A 16,646-nucleotide genomic window follows, 5' to 3' on the forward strand; every position below is an offset into this window, starting at 1 on the left:
TTTTTTTATTGATATTGGGACTTTATAATAATGTAATAGTTGGTATTATCTACGTGATACATTGCCGATGCCCGAGAATAAAATTCGAAATTATATTTCAATGGATTAAAGGTGCTAGGGTTAAATGTTTCGTCTCTTTTTAAATCCGAAACAAAACCATCACACAATGAGACTTCAGAAAGTTTTGTGCATTGTTTTATACTGCCTTCATCAGTAATAAGCTTAATGACAATTCTATTCCTAAGAAGCTGCTTCATACTTTTTAGTCTATGAGGCTTACTAAAAATATATTTGTCGGCATACTCGCCATACACCTCAATTATTTGAGCGCGTTCTTTAGCTGTTAGTGGTAGTTTAACATTGTCTTCAAACTTTGCTAGAGGTAGAGGATTTTTTTGTTTTGTTTGCTGCCCAAGTATGGACATAGGCAAAAGTATTACAACAAGAATAGTTAGTAATTTCTTCATAGCTTAACCGTAATTTTTAGAGTTTCGAAAATTAAGAAAATTTTAGGAAAACCGTTGTTAATTCGTCAATGTTATTGGCATTTTAACGGTTTTACTTATATAACAAGTGTAATTATAAAACTCCTACCCTTTTAGTACTATATTTATTACGTATCTTTGCAACTTCATTTTAGAGATTGATTAATAATTATTTAACTATGAAAATCGATAACGATTTTAATGATATAGACGCTTTGGGAGACAACCACGTTGGTTCGTCTAGTGATACACCTATGCGATCAGATGCTTTTAAGCTTTCTAATGAAGAAAAGGTTGATATCATTAAAGATGACGTAAGACACATTATGGAAACCTTAGGATTGGATCTAAATGATGATAGTCTTAAAGGCACACCTTCAAGAGTTGCAAAAATGTTTGTAAATGAAATTTTTGGTGGCTTAAATCCTAAAAAAAAGCCAAGTGCTTCAACGTTCAGCAACAAGTATAAATATGGTGAAATGCTTGTAGAAAAAAACATTACGGTGTATTCTACTTGCGAGCATCATTTATTGCCTATTGTAGGTAAGGCACATGTCGCATACATTTCTAATGGTAGCGTTGTTGGACTATCTAAGATGAATAGAATAGTCGATTATTTTGCCAAGAGACCTCAAGTACAAGAGCGTTTAACGATTCAAATCGTTAGAGAACTTCAAAGGGTTTTAAACACTGAGGATGTAGCCTGTGTTATAGACGCCAAGCATCTTTGTGTTAACTCTCGTGGCATTAGAGATGTTGACTGTAGTACTGTAACTTCAGAGTTTGGTGGTCAATTTAAAGAGAAAGAAACACGGCGCGAATTTTTAGACTATATAAACTTAGATACCCAATTTTAGTTTGTTTTATCTAGGGTAGTTCTTTAGATTTGTTTATTCACTTTTTTGAATTTGCACAACATGCCTCTATACGAAAATCAACACATAAAAATTTACAATTCTCTTTCTGGTGAAAAAGAACTTTTTGTTCCAATAACAGCTGGTCATGTAGGCATGTACGTATGTGGACCAACGGTTTATAGCAATGTACATTTAGGTAATGTAAGAACCTTTATGTCTTTTGACATGATTTTTCGTTACTTTAAGCATTTAGGCTACAAAGTGCGCTATGTACGAAATATTACTGATGCTGGGCACTTAGAGAATGATGATGACGTTGGTGAAGATAAGATTACAAAAAAAGCCAGGTTAGAAGCTATTGAACCTATGGAAATTGTACAGCGCTATACTGTAGATTTTCATAATGTACTTAATACGTTTAATTTTTTACCACCAAGTATAGAGCCCACGGCAACTGGCCATATCATTGAACAAATAGAATTAATAGAGACCATTATCGATAATGGTTTTGCTTACGTTGTTAATGGCTCAGTTTATTTTGATGTTCACAAATACAATGAATCTAATACGTACGGCATTTTAAGCAAGCGCAAATTAGAAGATTTAATTCATAATACAAGAACGCTTGATGGGCAGAGTGATAAAAAGAACCCTCAAGATTTCGCACTTTGGAAGAAAGCCGAACCAGCTCATATTATGCGTTGGCCATCCCCTTGGAGCGACGGATTTCCTGGTTGGCATTTAGAATGTACTGTTATGAGCACCAAATATCTTGGAGAACGATTTGATATTCATGGTGGAGGAATGGATCTAAAATTTCCGCATCACGAATGTGAAATTGCACAAAATCAAGCTGCCAAAGGGCAAGATCCTGTTAAATATTGGATGCATGCCAATATGTTAGAGCTTAATGGATCTCGAATGAGCAAATCGACAGGTAACTATATAAATCCGGCTGAGCTATTATCTGGCGACAATGATATAATGTCTAAAGGCTACAGCCCTATGGTTGTTCGTTTCTTTATGATGCAGGCGTCATATAAAAGTGTGTTGGACTTGACTGATGCTGGCCTAAAAGCTGCCGAAAAAGGATTCCATAGATTGATGGATGCCATTAACCTCATTGATAAATTAACAACTAGTAGCTCATCTTCATTTGATGTGTCTTCATGGCAACAGAAATGTTATGATGCTATGAATGACGATTTTAATACTCCTATTTTAATAGCCCATTTGTTTGACGCCGCTAAGTTTATAAATCAGATAAAAGGTGGAAACGCTACTGTTACTTCGGATGACTTGGAGTTACTAAAAAACACCCTCAATACATTCACCTTTGATATTTTAGGTTTAACGACGGCTAATAAAGACAGTTCTAGTTCAGACAAGCTTTCTGCGGCTGTTGAGATTTTGATAAAGCTTAGAAAAGAGGCTCGATTAAATAAAGATTTTGCATTATCTGATAAAATCAGGGATGAACTTGCTGAAGTTGGTATTCAGCTCAATGATAGTCGGGAAGGCACTACGTTTACAGTTGGAAGCTAATTGTTTAGATGTTAAGCTGTTGATTTGTTTGTTGTTGAGTTGTTTGTTCCGATTTATATAAGTACTTTTTTTAATTGTAAATTGGCATAATTATCACAAAAACCATTAATCATGCATGTTTACTCATTTGAAAAATTGACGGTATGGCAAGAGTCCATTCAACTTGCCATTAAGACTTACAAAACCACTGATTTGTTTCCTAATGAAGAAAGATTTGGTTTAACCTCACAAATGCGAAGGTGCTCGGTTTCAGTTTCATCGAATTTAGCAGAAGGAACTTCAAGACTGACGAAAAAAGATAAAGCGCATTTTATGACAATTGCCTATAGTTCCGCGATAGAATTATTGAATCAAGCTATAATTTCCAAAGAACTGAGTTTTATTTCTGAAACCTCCTTTTTAGAGATCAGAAAAGATATAGAATCTGTCACTAATAAAATTAATGCACTTCGCAATAGCTTCTTAACAACTTAACATCTAAACAACTAAACATCAAGAAGATTCTCACATATCCATTCCTTTTTCTCATCAAAGTTTATCAAACTCTAATCTCACCAATTACTCCTGCTACATGCAGGTATCAACCAACATGCTCTCATTATGCAAAAGAAGCACTAGAGGTTCATGGTTTTTTTAAAGGTGGGAAGTTAGCACTGAAACGTATTTTTAGTTGTCATCCATGGGGAGGAAAAGGTTACGACCCAGTACCACCAAAAGAGGATTAATATTACGTTAATCTCATTTTCAATCGTATTCAAAATAGTATATTTACAGCATAAAGACAAACTCATATGTACTCACTACAAACTCCTTGGGACCCTATAAAATCTATTGATTTAGGCTTTTTTGAACTGCATTTTTATAGTGTAATGTGGATTATTGCCTTTGTTTTAGGGTTTTACGTTACCAAGCGTATTTGGAAAAACGAAAACGAATCTAGTGACTCACTCGATTCTCTGTTCATTTATTCCGTATTGGGTATTATGATTGGTGCCAGATTGGGCCATGTTATCTTTTATCAATCTGAATTAATTTCTGAAGATTTCTTTAGCATCTTTTTGCCTTTTAGTTTTAAGGATGGTATACGGTTTACAGGATTTCAGGGATTAGCGAGTCATGGAGCAGCTATAGGTATGATTATTTCCATGTATCTCTACAACAAAAAGGTATTGAAGAAGTCTGTGATGTGGATTTTAGATCGCGTGGTTATTCCCGTAGCATTAGGCGCGGTATTTGTGCGACTAGGAAACTTTATTAATTCTGAAATTGTAGGTATAAAAACGGATAGTGCTTTTGGAGTTATATTTCTACAAAACAGTGAAAATTTTGCACGTCATCCTGCACAATTGTACGAAGCATTCTGTTACATTTTTGTGTTTTTAATCCTTTTATATTTCTATTGGAAAACTAACAAATCCAAACAACAAGGATTCCTTTTTGGTTTATTCTTAGTTCTACTTTGGACAGTTAGATTCTTCGTTGAATTTTTAAAGGAACCGCAAGGTGATGAAGATTTAGCCGCGTTTTTTGGCGATATCCTTAACAATGGTCAACTATTAAGTATTCCATTCATACTGATTGGTTTGTATTTTATGTTTGCTTATAAACCGAAAAGAGAATTGAAATAATGAATAAGAGAATCATATATACGTTCTTGATTATCTCATTTATAATGGTGTTTGGCTGTAAAGAAGAGAAAACAACCAAGACCAAAGACAAGGTTGTTCTTAATTTTAAAAAGGAAGGCACTTTAGACATCATAAAAGCAAATTCTGATTCCATTGTAAAAACCTTGGATATTGAAATTGCAGATAACGACTACGAAACCCAAACCGGTTTAATGTATAGAACTGAACTTGGTACCAATCAAGGGATGTTATTTATATTTCCGGATTCTCAATTGCGAAGTTTTTATATGAAGAACACCAAGATTCCACTTGACATTATTTATATAAACGAAGATAAGACCATTGTAAGTTTTCAAAAAAACGCAAAGCCATTTGATGAAACTTCTCTTCCTTCTAATGCAACTGCTAAATATGTCTTGGAAATCAATGGCGGACTTTCAGATAAGTGGATGCTTAATGTTGGTGATGTGATAGATTTTAAAGCGTTGTAACGATTTTAAAATTTATCACCTTAATGATATCCTATTTTAGTAACTATTAAGGTTACACATCCTATAACAATCATGGTGAATAATAACCTTAACTTCTGATTTTTACATAATATTATTCCACATATAGCAAGTAAAGCCATAAACGCTGTCTCAAATCTAGCACACAAAATACCTAGAATCATTATAGAAAAAAGGATATGCGTAAATGCACTTTTGGGTTTAAGTAATAACAATATTGCTACAGAAAACTCCATGATAACAGTAAGCCATGCATAGACTATACTAATCTTACCTAAGTTTGGAATTACATCTTTCACAACGACACTTTTGCCCATATTTGAGTCTGTATTGTGTAGCGTCTTTAAGAGTTCATAATTGCTTTTTGTTACCTCTAAACTTTCTGGAAATAAATTAATAAAAAAGGTAAATAGAGTGCCTCTATTTATCATATAGTAATAAAATTCGCCACTCATAAACTGGCTAGACATTAGTTTTTGAACAACAGAAGCTAATATTACAACAACTAAAAGAATCTGAATGTTTTTTTGAAGAATATCAGGACTCTTGTGATACGTGTAAAATATGACCGCTAGCACCATAAAAACTAACATAAAATGGTGGTTAGCCATCCATATATATGAAAATATAAGGTCAATCAAGAGAAACATCAATGGCACTATCCAAACAATTGGAAATTTTATTTTATCACGGAACAAAAACCAACTCAATAGTCCTACAAAAAGCAATGGCACCTTCCATAAAACATGTCTCTGAGCCATAATAAAAACATAAATACCAAGCACTAAAAGTAATAGCTGAATAGCCAACGTAATGTGGTTGCTCAATTTATCTCCTATATATGACCAATACTTTTTCAATGCTCTGATTTTTTATAATAAAGTTCTTCTAATAAAACTCTGGTGTACTTACCATCTTTTGAATTAATAGTTGGTTTCCAAACTTGAATGTGTATACTATCTTTATTAGTTGAATTTAAGACCTGCTTAGCAGCTTCCTCTAAGTTTTTCTCATTGGGCATTAGTTTCAGATACCGAAATGATTCATTTATGCTGTTGTTAGAAATTAAAGAATCTACAGACATACCTGTTATATAGATTTGATTACCCTGATAATGTATTTCTGTGTACATGCCATAACCGCCACCTTTCCATCTACTCAAATTATTTATGTGAACATTATAAAGCTGAACCATTATAACAACAACTGCAAGGCAGGGAATACCATATTTCAATAAGAGTGTTTTTGAAGTACTTGCCATTTAACTTAATTGAATCACTAAAATAAGGAAATAGTATTCCTTTTTATAAAATGAGCTACAAAACGGTACGTAAACAAAAAAATGCCTCTCATTTCTGAAAGGCATTTTTATTTTATAATTACACTTCGACAGCGCTTGGTGTAACGTTAACTTTATCTATCAGACTTATTCCTCGTCTTCTTCTTTTACTTTCTTCTTTAAAGATTCTGCAGCATCACCTTTTTTAGCCGTATCGTACATTAATGGTGTAGCGATAAACATAGATGAATATGTACCTACCAACACACCAATGATTAATGCAAATAATAAACCTCTTAATGAGTCTGCGCCAAACATAAACATTGCCAATAATACCACTAAGGTCGTTACAGACGTGTTTAATGTTCTACTTAATGTACTGTTTAATGAGGCATTAATGGTTTTACCAAATTCCCAAGATGTGTGCTCATTTAAGAATTCTCTAATTCTATCGAACACAACAACCGTATCATTCAGCGAGTAACCAATTACAGTTAAGATTGCCGCAATAAAGGCTTGGTCAATTTCCATACTGAATGGCATAAACTTCCATGTTAATGAGAAGATTCCCAATACGATTAATACATCATGGAAAACAGCAGCTACCGCACCTAATGAGAATTGCCATTTCTTAAACCTGAATAAGATATAAAGGAATACAACTACCAACGATCCTAAAACTGCCCATAGTGATGACTTCTTAATATCATCTGCAATTGTTGGACTTACTTTACTCGAAAGCATTTTACCGATTTTTTCATCACCAGAACCATCTTGGAATTCAGCATAGCTCATACCATCTGGTAAATAAGGTTTTAAAGCTTCAAACAATTTAGTCTGTACTTCCTCATCGGCTTCTACAGAATTATCTTCAACCTTATATTTTGTAGAAATCTTTAACTGATTCGCTGTACCAATAGTCTTTATCTCTGCACTTCCGAATACCGCTGGATCATTCAATACCGATGAAATTTCTTCAGTACTTACTGGCTGCTCAAAGCGCACTTGATACGTTCTACCACCAACAAAATCAATACCTTGGTCTAATCCTGTTGTGAATAGTGAACCTAAACTTGCTAAAATTAAAACACCAGAAATAACATAAGCAATCTTACGCTTCTTTAAGAAGTTGATGTTTACATTTTTGAAAAGGTTCTTGGTCATTGCCGTAGAGAAATCTAATTTCCCTCCTCTGTTTACCCACCAGTCAATTAATAGACGTGTAATAAATATTGCAGTGAACAACGATGTTAAAATACCAATGATTAAGGTTGTTGCGAAACCTTTAATTGGTCCTGTACCAAATACAAATAAAATTAAGGCGGTTAAACCTGTAGTAATGTTTGCATCTAATATTGAAGATAAAGCATTAGCAAAACCGTCTTTAATAGACTCTTTTTGCGATTTACCTTTAGCAATCTCTTCACGTATTCGCTCAAATATAAGTACGTTCGCATCTACCGAGATACCAATGGTTAAAACAATACCAGCAATACCAGGTAATGTTAACACGGCTCCTAAACTTGCTAGTACACCAAAAATCAATAGGATATTAAGCAATAAAGCAACGTCGGCAAATATACCAGCCTTACCATAATAGAATATCATCCATAGTAATACGAAAGCCAAGGCGATAAGGAATGATTTCATCCCACTATCAATAGCTTCTTGTCCAAGCGAAGGCCCTACCTCATCTGCCTGAATGATCTCAGCAGACGCAGGTAATTTACCAGCTCTTAATACATTGGCTAAATCCACTGCTTCTGTTAGTGAAAACGCTCCAGAAATTTGAGAGTTTCCACCAGCAATACCTCCAACTTGAGACACACCAGGTGCAGAATACACAATATCATCTAAAACAATAGCGATATTACCATCTTCTTCGTTTGCTTTTTTGGTCATCTCTTCCCAAATCTTAGCACCTTTAGCATTCATTTGCATACTTACAGCTGGTCTACTGATTTGGTCGTAATCTTGTCTTGCATCCGTAATCACCGCACCACTCAATTGAGGCACACCATCTCTATTACCTTTAATGGCATATAACTCTGCAAACTCAGAATCCTTTTCTTGTATTCCCCATACAAACTTAGCATAACGCATTTCTGCAGGTAACTGAGCTCTATTCTGTGGCGCGTTAAGAGCTGCGATAACTTCCTCTTTGTCTTTTGCCAAGAATCTTGCAATCACAGGTCCATTACCTGGAGATTGAATACCTAGTGGGTTAACATCGGCAACGTCAGTTGAATCTGTTTCTATTTGACCCGTTAATTCATCAATAGTATTAGTTACAGAATCTTGCTCAACCTCAGCGGTTTCAGTAGTTTCCTTTGAATCTTCTTGAGCAGCCTCTACTAAGGCTTGGTTAACCTGTAAAACGTATGGGAACATTTCTTCTGCCTTATACGTTTCCCAAAACTGTAATTGTGCTGTTTTGGTGATGATATCTACAACACGCTTTTTATCTCTAGCACCTGGTAATTCAATTAAAATACGACCAGAGTTACCTAAACGTTGAATGTTTGGAGACGATACACCAAAACCATCAATACGATTACGCAATACTTCAAAAGCAGAAACGATAGACTCATCTATTTTACGCTCTAATACAGTTTTCACCTCATCATCAGACATATCAAATTTTATGTCCTCACTTAAATCTCGGTTCGCAAATATATCTGGCGATGCTAATTTGGTATCTCCTTTTATGGCTTCAAATGCTCTAAAAAATGATTCTAAATACGACTCTTGTGCATCTTTCTGTAGTTCTTCAGCATCAGCTAAAGCTTTATTAAAAACAGGATCTTTACTGTTATTAGCTAATCCTTTTAAAATATCCTTAACAGAAATTTGGATAATGGCATTAATACCACCTTTAAGGTCTAGACCCAATTTCATGGCATTGTTTTCAACTTCGCTATACGTGTATTGCGACAAGCCTAAGTTATATACTTCAATAGGCTCAAACTCTTCACCTACTTGAATTTTTGATGTCTTTAATGAATCTAAGTAATCAATCTCAGCTTGTGCTCTTAAGTCTTGATAATTCTCTACCGATTCATCATATTTTGCTACAGCAGCCATTTGGGCTTCATCTTCTATTTGGTTGGCCTTAAACGTGAAGGACAATTGGTAAATACTTACCAAACCAAACAAGAGTGCAAACAATTTAATTATTCCTTTGTTTTGCATTTTATTATTGTTTTATGTCTAATTTTTAACGCGCAAATATAGAATTTACACCCTAATCAGACAATTGATTTTTATATAAATAGTTTTTTGCTTTTCAATTGATAAAAGCGATTTTGAACAGAGTGGGAATGTTTCAGATTTTATTCCCTTAAGCTATAGGTCCTGCCCTTACTTCAGGAATTTTGTAAGAGTGGTTATCTACTAATAATGTGGTAGTAATGTTTGTTCTAAGTGCAACCTTAACCCATAAATTGGTCAATTCCATTTCTATATTTGGAAAAGAGGTATCAACTTTAAGGTTATTAAAGCGATCGCTTTTTTGATTAAGCTCTACAACCTCAACACCTTCAAAGTCCCAATGAGTAGGTTGACCACTTTCTTGAATTTCTGAAATATTGAGTTGGTAATCTTTTAGATTATTGTGCTTAGGAAGATTGTTGGAATGATCTTTATTGCTGTTATGTGCAATATTAAAGCTTGTATCATCAGAGAGAATACTTTGAATTTGTTCAACATCTGCATTACTGTAATACGTAATCTTGAGTTGTCCATTTTGATCTTGTCCAATTTGTATCCGCTCTACTCCAATAGCCTGAAGCTTTAGCTGAATGGCCTCAATAGTTTTATGAGCATCATTTTCGGTAATCTCAGCATCGGAAAACTGAACAACAATCTGCTGATTAGGAGCAACGGAAGTTTCTATGTACCTTCCTAAAAAGGCCAATAAAATAATTAGAATACCAAAATGCAACTTGGATCTCATGCCGCAAATATAAAAAATAAAAGACCGCATTTCTACAGTCTTTATTCATTTATAAAATGTTAGAGTTTATAACTCTAATAGTCCATTTGTCTTTTTAACACCTTCTGCACTTTCTGCCATGTGTTGTTTTTCGGCATCACTTAAAGGTACGTCAACTATTTTTTCAATACCGTTTCTACCTAAAATAACTGGCACACCGATACATAGGTCGTTTAATCCGTATTCACCATCTAATAATGTAGAACATGGGAACATTTTCTTTTGGTCGCAAGCAATGGCTTGTACCAATCCGCTTACTGCAGCACCTGGTGCATACCAAGCAGATGTTCCTAACAACTTCGTTAGTGTAGCACCACCAACCTTAGTATCTTCTTTTACTTGGTTAAGACGTTCTTCTGATAAAAACTCAGAAACTTTAATACTGTTTCTAGTGGCATGGGATGTTAATGGCACCATACCTTTGTCACTATGTCCACCAATTACCATACCATCTACATCACTAATTGGAGCTTCAAGTGCTTCTGCCAATCTATATTTAAATCGTGCTGAATCCAAGGCTCCACCCATACCAATAATTCTATGCTTTGGCAAGTCTGTAGTTTTATGTACTAAATAGGTCATTGTATCCATTGGATTACTCACCACAATTAAAATTGTATTAGGTGAGTGTTCCACTAAGCTAGAAGATACAGATTTTACAATACCAGCATTGATACCAATCAGCTCTTCACGCGTCATACCTGGTTTACGAGGAATACCTGAAGTAATAACACAAATATCACTATTTGCAGTTTTAGAATAATCGCTAGTGCTTCCTGTAATTTTGGTATCAAACCCATTTAAAGATGCGGTTTGCATTAAGTCCATTGCCTTACCTTCTGCATAACCTTCCTTAATGTCTAACAATACCACTTCTGAAGCAAAATTTTTAATAGCAATATACTCTGCACAACTTGCACCTACTGCACCTGCACCAACTACTGTAACTTTCATTTTTATAATTTTTTATGTGAAACTTAGTGTTAAAAACGATTGCAAAATTACGAATAAAATAATGGTAAACGAAGAAAGCACAAGATTTACTCTTGTGCTTTCCAATATTTTAAAGATGTGATATCTTATTTACCTAAACCCAAAGTTAACACCTACAGAAAAGGCATCAAACTCAGAGAGATGATATTCTGCGTTTATTCTGAAAAACCCTAGTTTAAGTTTTGCTCCTAATGTTCCTCTTACAGAAGACACTTCGCTTGAAACTGAAAATGGATCTGTTATGGTTTCTGATGTCAAAGGGCCGTTGGTAACTCTGTAATTCCCCAATAAATCAGAATCTGATTTACCTGTGATATAACCTAAACCTCCATAAAGATTAAATACCGGAAGCTTTGTAGAAACCGCTAATTGAAATAACCACGTATTGGTATCGTTTTCCAATCTTTGGTTTTCACCTTCAATACCTGAAGAGTCAGTAATATCATAAGAACCATCCAAATGGTTATAAGCGACTAAAGCAGATAATGCCACTGGCCAAAGTTTATCAGCAGGAAGCCATTCCGTGAATTCTAATTGCAAACCTGCTCCATATAGGTTAAATGTTACTTCGTCGGTATCAACCTTTGGAAAGTAACGTGCTTTCACCTCTATACCACTTCCCAAACCAATAGCACCTTGGACAAAAGCCGTTGGCAATAAATTTTTACTTTGATCACCTATTCCTTGTGGCAACTCCAATTCTACGGTTTGTGAACCAAAAATTGGATCTTCATATTCTACCTCAACATATATATCTGGATTATTTTCTCCTAGAACAGATGCAACATTTTGCACACTTGGCCCTTCTACAAACTGCACATTATTATAATCTGCAGTATCCATACTAAACATTTTATCCTCATCCTTGACCAAAGAAGCATTGGCAATAACAGAAATTTCAAAACCTCCTAAGGGTTTTACTTTTGCTGAATTAAACCAATTGGCATTGAGACTGTACAGCATACCATTGGTTCCAGGTGCTAAATAATCGTTTGCAAATCGTTCTGCATCTTCAACACCTGCTGCAAGTAATACATCAATATCGTTTTGTGCCTTAGCGGCTGATACCGAAATACAAAAGGCTATAAATAATACTATTTTTTTCATTGTGGTTAAGTTTATTATCGTGGAACAAATATATTAAAATAACATTAAAAAATGTATTTTATCGTTATTTTATGCTTTTAATCGGATTAAAAAGAACACCTTAGGCTTACATTAGGAGTTAGTCCTAGAGACTTATTTTCTATTTTAACGGCTCTATTAGAATCTTCTGGATCTACTTCGTAATAGGTGTTAATACTGTTTTTTCTATCTAACAGGTTGATAACACCAACTCTTATTGATGTATTAACTTTGTTTGTGAGCTTAAAACTATAATTCAACGAAGCATCCAATCGCATAAAGTCATCTAGGTTATTACTATTTGGTGTATCGTAATTCACAAACGTATTATTACCATTCTGCACTGTTTCATTGCCTTCAACGGGTTTAGTAAAGGGTTGTCCAGACCTCCAAATACCACCAACAGACAGTTCAAGATTTTGCAACACATTATAATTAAAGCCCAAAGTCAATGAGTGCCTTATATCTACATTGTTAGGAAAAACCGAAGGTGTCAGTGTTTTAAATTCGTAATCGTTAATACTATAAGTATAACTCAACCAAGTACTAAATTGTTGTGCAGTTTTGCTAATCATAGCTTCAACCCCCTTAACATCATAGCTTCCTATGCCATTTATGAATTGAAAATTATTATAAAACCCTTGATTAGAAACCGTAATTCCGTCAACGTGTTTGTAAAATCCTTCTGCATCAAAAAGGAAATTGTTTCTATTATATTCTATACCGAATGAACCTTGTTTGCTTTCTGAAATCGGGATATTTTCTTCATTTGCCAAAATCCAACGACGGTTTTCAACTCCTAAAAAATCATCTTGAAAATCTATAATCTGGGTTGCGGATTGATTCTTAAACTCACCTTGAAGCTTTACGGCAAAGCTATTAGAGAGTTTCTGTCTGACATTTAATCGTGGCTCTACTATTAGTTTACCGAATTTTTGAAAATAGTTACCTCTCACACCTGCCCTTACATAGGTTTTACCATTGTTGAATTCTACTTCTAAAAATCCAGCATGATTAAGTAATACATCCTTTTTAGTACGTTCGTAATCCGGATTTTCCACCGTTGTCTCGTTAAGAATACCAACCTCTGTAAACTGATAACCACTTAGCAGATTAAAGGTTTTGCTTATTCTAAAATCAGATTTAAATTTTAAACCCGTCTCAAGGACTTCGTTAGATTGTGTTAGTAGCTGATTGGTTTCTACCCTTAAATCTGTGGCATCCACATTATATTTAGAGTAATAGCCACTTAATTGTGTTGTAAATCTATCACTCCAAGAGGCTTTCCAACTACCACCAAAACCAAGGTTCTCTTGTTTTAGGTTACTGGTTTTCGATTCAGTTTCATTGGAATTATTCGTATTGACTTCGGAATAATCAAGATCATTGTTTATACCTATTAGATTGGCCCTGAATTGATGATTATCATTAAGATCGAACAATAGTTTTGCTGTAAAATCATAAAACGAAAAATCGGAAGATCGGTTGCTTTCGCTAATGTTTTCACTATTGGTTTCAATTTCACTATCCTGAAAGCTACGCTCAAAATAGTTCTCGTAAGTAGGTGATGTAAATACATCTGTAAAAGAACGTCTTCCTGAAAAATGAAATGCCAACTTATCTCCTATAGGCACTTCTAAAAATGCATCAGCATGTAGTAAATTGGCACCAAATCCACCAGAAAAACTATCATTGACTTCGTTTTTGGTTTTCATATCAACAGTACTAGATACTCCATCGCTAAACTCACTGGACGTTCCGTTTTTAGAAACTACAACTTTTTCGGTCAAATATGGATTATACGCAGATATTAAACCAAAAAAATGGCCTGAGTGGTACATCTTAATACCATCCCAGAGCATAAGGTTTTGATCGTTTGTACCACCTCTAACATTTATATTGGCGATACTTTCGTTAACGCTTTCAACACCTGGCAAAACTTGAATGGTCTGTAAAATATCTGGCTCTATTAAACCTGGTAACGTACCAAATTTCTCTGTATTTAGGACTGTACTCCCATCAATGCTTTTTTGTAAGCCTGTAGTTAAAAATTTAGTGATTAGCACTTGATTGAGTAACTCGGATTGCTCCTTTAGTTGTACAGTTTTACATTCTTTATGGCTCCATAGGTCAACTGCATTGAACTCTTTAGCTTCAAAACCTATAAACGAAATCACAATTTTAGCATTAACAGGAACCTCATTTAACGAAAATTGACCATTTTCACTTGAAACTGCGCCATTGGTAGTATTAAAAACCACAACCGATGCTCCAAATAGCGGTTCATTTACCTCTGTTACTATGGTTCCACAAACAGAAATCGTTTTATCTATTGACGAAATAGTGATGTAACGTTCAGTTAAGAATTTAAAGTTTAATAGGGTCGTTGTATTAAACCTATCGATAATAGCAGAAAGCGTTTCACTGTCAGATGGTCGTTCTACAAAAACAGGTTTCACCTCATTTGTAGAGTATGAGAATTTAACATCAAACTTCGTTTCTATTTCTGGGATTAGGTCTAAAAGCGATGCTTTCTCCTGAGCTGAAATGAACAGAGGGAAAAACAGAATTATGATTAAATGAAGAATTCTAGTTAGCTTCATAGTTATAAAACTCTACTTCACTACCATTTATTTTGTAACTGAGTTTTAATGGGATTGTTACCGCCTGTAAAGCTACGTTTTTATCATTGTGCGTAAAACTTCCTGAGAATAATTCTGATGTATTAACACCTTTTGCAACTGTAATTTTCATATCGTATTGCAGTTGTAGCTCATCAATAACTTGCCAAAGAGGCACATTAGCAAAGCTGGATTCTTTATTCAGCCAAGCCGGATTTTGTGCTGTAAAGTCTTCAACCGAACTGATTTCACCATTTACTACCCTTACACTTTTACCAGGTTTTAAAACTGAAGATGTACCATTATAACTCACACTTACCGATCCTTCGTAGCATTTTACTTCAAAATAATTGGCTCTTTCTTTTACGTTAAATTGTGTACCTAATACTTGTATTGAACCAACATCAGTATTTACAGTGAATTTTTCCCCCTTAGTAACTTTAAAAAAGGCTTCACCATCTAATGTAAGCGTACGCTCTGCTTTCCAGTCTTTTTTATTGTAGGATAATTGAGATTTTGCATTTAATATCACTTCCGATTCGTCAGGCAAATTAAATGTGGTTGTCTCAGCAATGTCTGTGGAATAAGATTTTGTAGCGTTAAAAAACAAAAAATAAGAAGACGTTAGCATCAACACTAAAACAGCAGCTACTCTTAACAATGTCTTATAGTTTAATGGAATAACTTTTGGCTCGTCCTTCTTAAACGATCTCGTTTTAAAGTCAGCCAAAGCCTTTTCTGCATCAATTTGAGGCACTTCAAACTGTTTGGCATAAAATGCCGCCTTATCTAATGTAGAAAAGTCCTCATTTGGGTACATGGCTTTGATCTCTTCAGTAGAAATCTCACCATTAAACCATTTTAATATGTCATTGTCCTTGTTCATTTTTTATGCTATTCAACTTTAAGACACTCGGTTTTGTTTTTACCCTACGGTTTTCTTAAATATTTTGATTATCTAATTTTTCTCTTAATATTTTAAGTGCACCAGACATACGTTTTTCTACCGTTTTTTGTGATATGTCTAACATTTCCGCAATTTCTCTGTATTTTTTATCCTCAATTCTATTTAATAAAAAAACTTCGCGTTGTTCTTCGCTTAAATCTGAAATAACAGCCTGAAGCTTATTCTTAAACTCTTCTTCTTCCAATAAATATTCAGGGTTCTGATTTGTTCTATCTAAATAAGGAGACTTTTTAGCATATGTTAAAACTACTTTTTGATGCCTTACTATATTTAGGAACAAATTATTTACTGTGGTAAATAGATAGGTTTTTGCTTTACTAAAATCTATTTTTGAGCAATTCTCCCAAATTTTCGAAAACGCATCCTGAACCAGGTCCAATGAAGTCGCCTTATCACCACATTTATAATAAGCGAAATTATTTACTGCTTGTATATGCTCTAAATAAAACGCGTTAAAATGTTCTTCCTTGCAAAGTTTAGATTTTGGGCTTGCCATTTGCTATTCATCAAATATTCACTGCAAAAATAGAAATAAAAAAATTCAAATTTATCCATTTGTAATTCAATACATTAGAGAAATTCTAAAAAAAAATTAAAATTTCGGTAGGGTAAATTGCGTTATGAACGTCTTAAGTATAGAAAG

16 protein-coding genes are annotated in these 16,646 nt (G+C 34.3%); 6 read left to right on the plus strand and 10 right to left on the minus strand.

All coding sequences use genetic code 11. The features are described from left to right. Nucleotides 1–5: 5 nt before the first annotated feature. Nucleotides 6–467 carry a hypothetical protein gene (locus SIB89_RS05290; RefSeq protein WP_273292345.1) on the minus strand — a complete coding sequence of 154 codons (462 nt, stop codon included), beginning with the start codon at nucleotides 465–467 and terminating at the stop codon, nucleotides 6–8. A gap of 197 nt (nucleotides 468–664) precedes the next feature. On the opposite strand from SIB89_RS05290, the gene folE reads away from it, so the two are divergent. The 6 genes from folE (at nucleotide 665) to SIB89_RS05320 (ending at nucleotide 5,006) form a co-directional block, all read left to right on the plus strand. Further along, on the plus strand, nucleotides 665–1,342 hold the full coding sequence (gene folE / locus SIB89_RS05295) for a GTP cyclohydrolase I FolE (RefSeq protein ID WP_273292343.1): 678 nt from the start codon (nucleotides 665–667) through the stop codon (nucleotides 1,340–1,342). A gap of 60 nt (nucleotides 1,343–1,402) precedes the next feature. After that, nucleotides 1,403–2,887 (plus strand): cysteine--tRNA ligase, encoded by a 1,485-nt coding sequence (gene cysS / locus SIB89_RS05300; protein ID WP_412561452.1) that lies wholly within the window; start codon nucleotides 1,403–1,405, stop codon nucleotides 2,885–2,887. Between the two features lie 111 nt (nucleotides 2,888–2,998). Beyond that, on the plus strand, nucleotides 2,999–3,361 hold the full coding sequence (locus SIB89_RS05305) for a four helix bundle protein (protein WP_412561453.1): 363 nt from the start codon (nucleotides 2,999–3,001) through the stop codon (nucleotides 3,359–3,361). Between the two features lie 17 nt (nucleotides 3,362–3,378). After that, nucleotides 3,379–3,612 carry a membrane protein insertion efficiency factor YidD gene (gene yidD / locus SIB89_RS05310; RefSeq protein ID WP_412561887.1) on the plus strand — a complete coding sequence of 78 codons (234 nt, stop codon included), beginning with the start codon at nucleotides 3,379–3,381 and terminating at the stop codon, nucleotides 3,610–3,612. A gap of 66 nt (nucleotides 3,613–3,678) precedes the next feature. After that, nucleotides 3,679–4,515 (plus strand): prolipoprotein diacylglyceryl transferase, encoded by an 837-nt coding sequence (gene lgt / locus SIB89_RS05315; protein ID WP_412561454.1) that lies wholly within the window; start codon nucleotides 3,679–3,681, stop codon nucleotides 4,513–4,515. Beyond that, nucleotides 4,515–5,006, plus strand: a complete 492-nt coding sequence (locus SIB89_RS05320; RefSeq protein WP_412561455.1) for a DUF192 domain-containing protein — start codon at nucleotides 4,515–4,517, stop codon at nucleotides 5,004–5,006. The genes lgt and SIB89_RS05320 overlap by 1 nt, the downstream gene beginning before the upstream one ends. Before the next feature lie 20 nt (nucleotides 5,007–5,026). Here the strand turns inward: SIB89_RS05320 and SIB89_RS05325 are convergent, their stop codons facing one another. From SIB89_RS05325 to SIB89_RS05365, 9 genes are all read right to left on the minus strand, one after another. After that, entirely contained in the window at nucleotides 5,027–5,884 is an 858-nt protein-coding gene (locus SIB89_RS05325; protein WP_412561456.1) for a hypothetical protein, read from the minus strand. Continuing rightward, on the minus strand, nucleotides 5,881–6,186 hold the full coding sequence (locus SIB89_RS05330) for a hypothetical protein (protein WP_412561457.1): 306 nt from the start codon (nucleotides 6,184–6,186) through the stop codon (nucleotides 5,881–5,883). The genes SIB89_RS05325 and SIB89_RS05330 overlap by 4 nt, the downstream gene beginning before the upstream one ends. A gap of 264 nt (nucleotides 6,187–6,450) precedes the next feature. Continuing rightward, on the minus strand, nucleotides 6,451–9,495 hold the full coding sequence (secDF, locus tag SIB89_RS05335) for a protein translocase subunit SecDF (RefSeq protein ID WP_412561458.1): 3,045 nt from the start codon (nucleotides 9,493–9,495) through the stop codon (nucleotides 6,451–6,453). A gap of 148 nt (nucleotides 9,496–9,643) precedes the next feature. Further along, a complete protein-coding gene (locus SIB89_RS05340) occupies nucleotides 9,644–10,258 on the minus strand; it encodes a hypothetical protein (protein WP_412561459.1) in 615 nt (204 codons plus the stop codon). A gap of 66 nt (nucleotides 10,259–10,324) precedes the next feature. Next, entirely contained in the window at nucleotides 10,325–11,251 is a 927-nt protein-coding gene (mdh, locus tag SIB89_RS05345) for a malate dehydrogenase (protein ID WP_155089858.1), read from the minus strand. Nucleotides 11,252–11,380: 129 nt separating this feature from the next. Beyond that, nucleotides 11,381–12,397, minus strand: coding sequence for a DUF6588 family protein (locus tag SIB89_RS05350; RefSeq protein WP_412561460.1), 1,017 nt, complete (start codon nucleotides 12,395–12,397; stop codon nucleotides 11,381–11,383). Between the two features lie 86 nt (nucleotides 12,398–12,483). After that, entirely contained in the window at nucleotides 12,484–15,018 is a 2,535-nt protein-coding gene (locus SIB89_RS05355) for a TonB-dependent receptor domain-containing protein (RefSeq protein WP_412561461.1), read from the minus strand. Continuing rightward, nucleotides 15,005–15,922, minus strand: a complete 918-nt coding sequence (locus SIB89_RS05360) for a FecR family protein (protein ID WP_412561462.1) — start codon at nucleotides 15,920–15,922, stop codon at nucleotides 15,005–15,007. Before SIB89_RS05360 ends, SIB89_RS05355 begins: the two co-directional genes overlap by 14 nt. A 55-nt stretch (nucleotides 15,923–15,977) precedes the next feature. Beyond that, on the minus strand, nucleotides 15,978–16,499 hold the full coding sequence (locus SIB89_RS05365; RefSeq protein WP_412561463.1) for an RNA polymerase sigma factor: 522 nt from the start codon (nucleotides 16,497–16,499) through the stop codon (nucleotides 15,978–15,980). Between the last annotated feature and the right edge of the window lie 147 nt (nucleotides 16,500–16,646).

Source organism: Winogradskyella sp. MIT101101, from assembly GCF_047126865.1.
GTDB lineage: Bacteria > Bacteroidota > Bacteroidia > Flavobacteriales > Flavobacteriaceae > Winogradskyella > Winogradskyella ouciana.

Excerpts from the sequence above, each read along its gene's own strand:
- SIB89_RS05290 (WP_273292345.1), bottom strand. The coding sequence starts at position 467 with ATGAAGAAATTACTAACTATTCTTGTTGTAATACTTTTGCCTATGTCC.
- folE (WP_273292343.1), top strand. The coding sequence starts at position 665 with ATGAAAATCGATAACGATTTTAATGATATAGACGCTTTGGGAGACAAC.
- cysS (WP_412561452.1), top strand. The coding sequence starts at position 1,403 with ATGCCTCTATACGAAAATCAACACATAAAAATTTACAATTCTCTTTCT.
- SIB89_RS05305 (WP_412561453.1), top strand. The coding sequence starts at position 2,999 with ATGCATGTTTACTCATTTGAAAAATTGACGGTATGGCAAGAGTCCATT.
- lgt (WP_412561454.1), top strand. The coding sequence starts at position 3,679 with ATGTACTCACTACAAACTCCTTGGGACCCTATAAAATCTATTGATTTA.
- SIB89_RS05320 (WP_412561455.1), top strand. The coding sequence starts at position 4,515 with ATGAATAAGAGAATCATATATACGTTCTTGATTATCTCATTTATAATG.
- secDF (WP_412561458.1), bottom strand. The coding sequence starts at position 9,495 with ATGCAAAACAAAGGAATAATTAAATTGTTTGCACTCTTGTTTGGTTTG.
- SIB89_RS05340 (WP_412561459.1), bottom strand. The coding sequence starts at position 10,258 with ATGAGATCCAAGTTGCATTTTGGTATTCTAATTATTTTATTGGCCTTT.
- mdh (WP_155089858.1), bottom strand. The coding sequence starts at position 11,251 with ATGAAAGTTACAGTAGTTGGTGCAGGTGCAGTAGGTGCAAGTTGTGCA.
- SIB89_RS05350 (WP_412561460.1), bottom strand. The coding sequence starts at position 12,397 with ATGAAAAAAATAGTATTATTTATAGCCTTTTGTATTTCGGTATCAGCC.
- SIB89_RS05355 (WP_412561461.1), bottom strand. The coding sequence starts at position 15,018 with ATGAAGCTAACTAGAATTCTTCATTTAATCATAATTCTGTTTTTCCCT.
- SIB89_RS05360 (WP_412561462.1), bottom strand. The coding sequence starts at position 15,922 with ATGAACAAGGACAATGACATATTAAAATGGTTTAATGGTGAGATTTCT.
- SIB89_RS05365 (WP_412561463.1), bottom strand. The coding sequence starts at position 16,499 with ATGGCAAGCCCAAAATCTAAACTTTGCAAGGAAGAACATTTTAACGCG.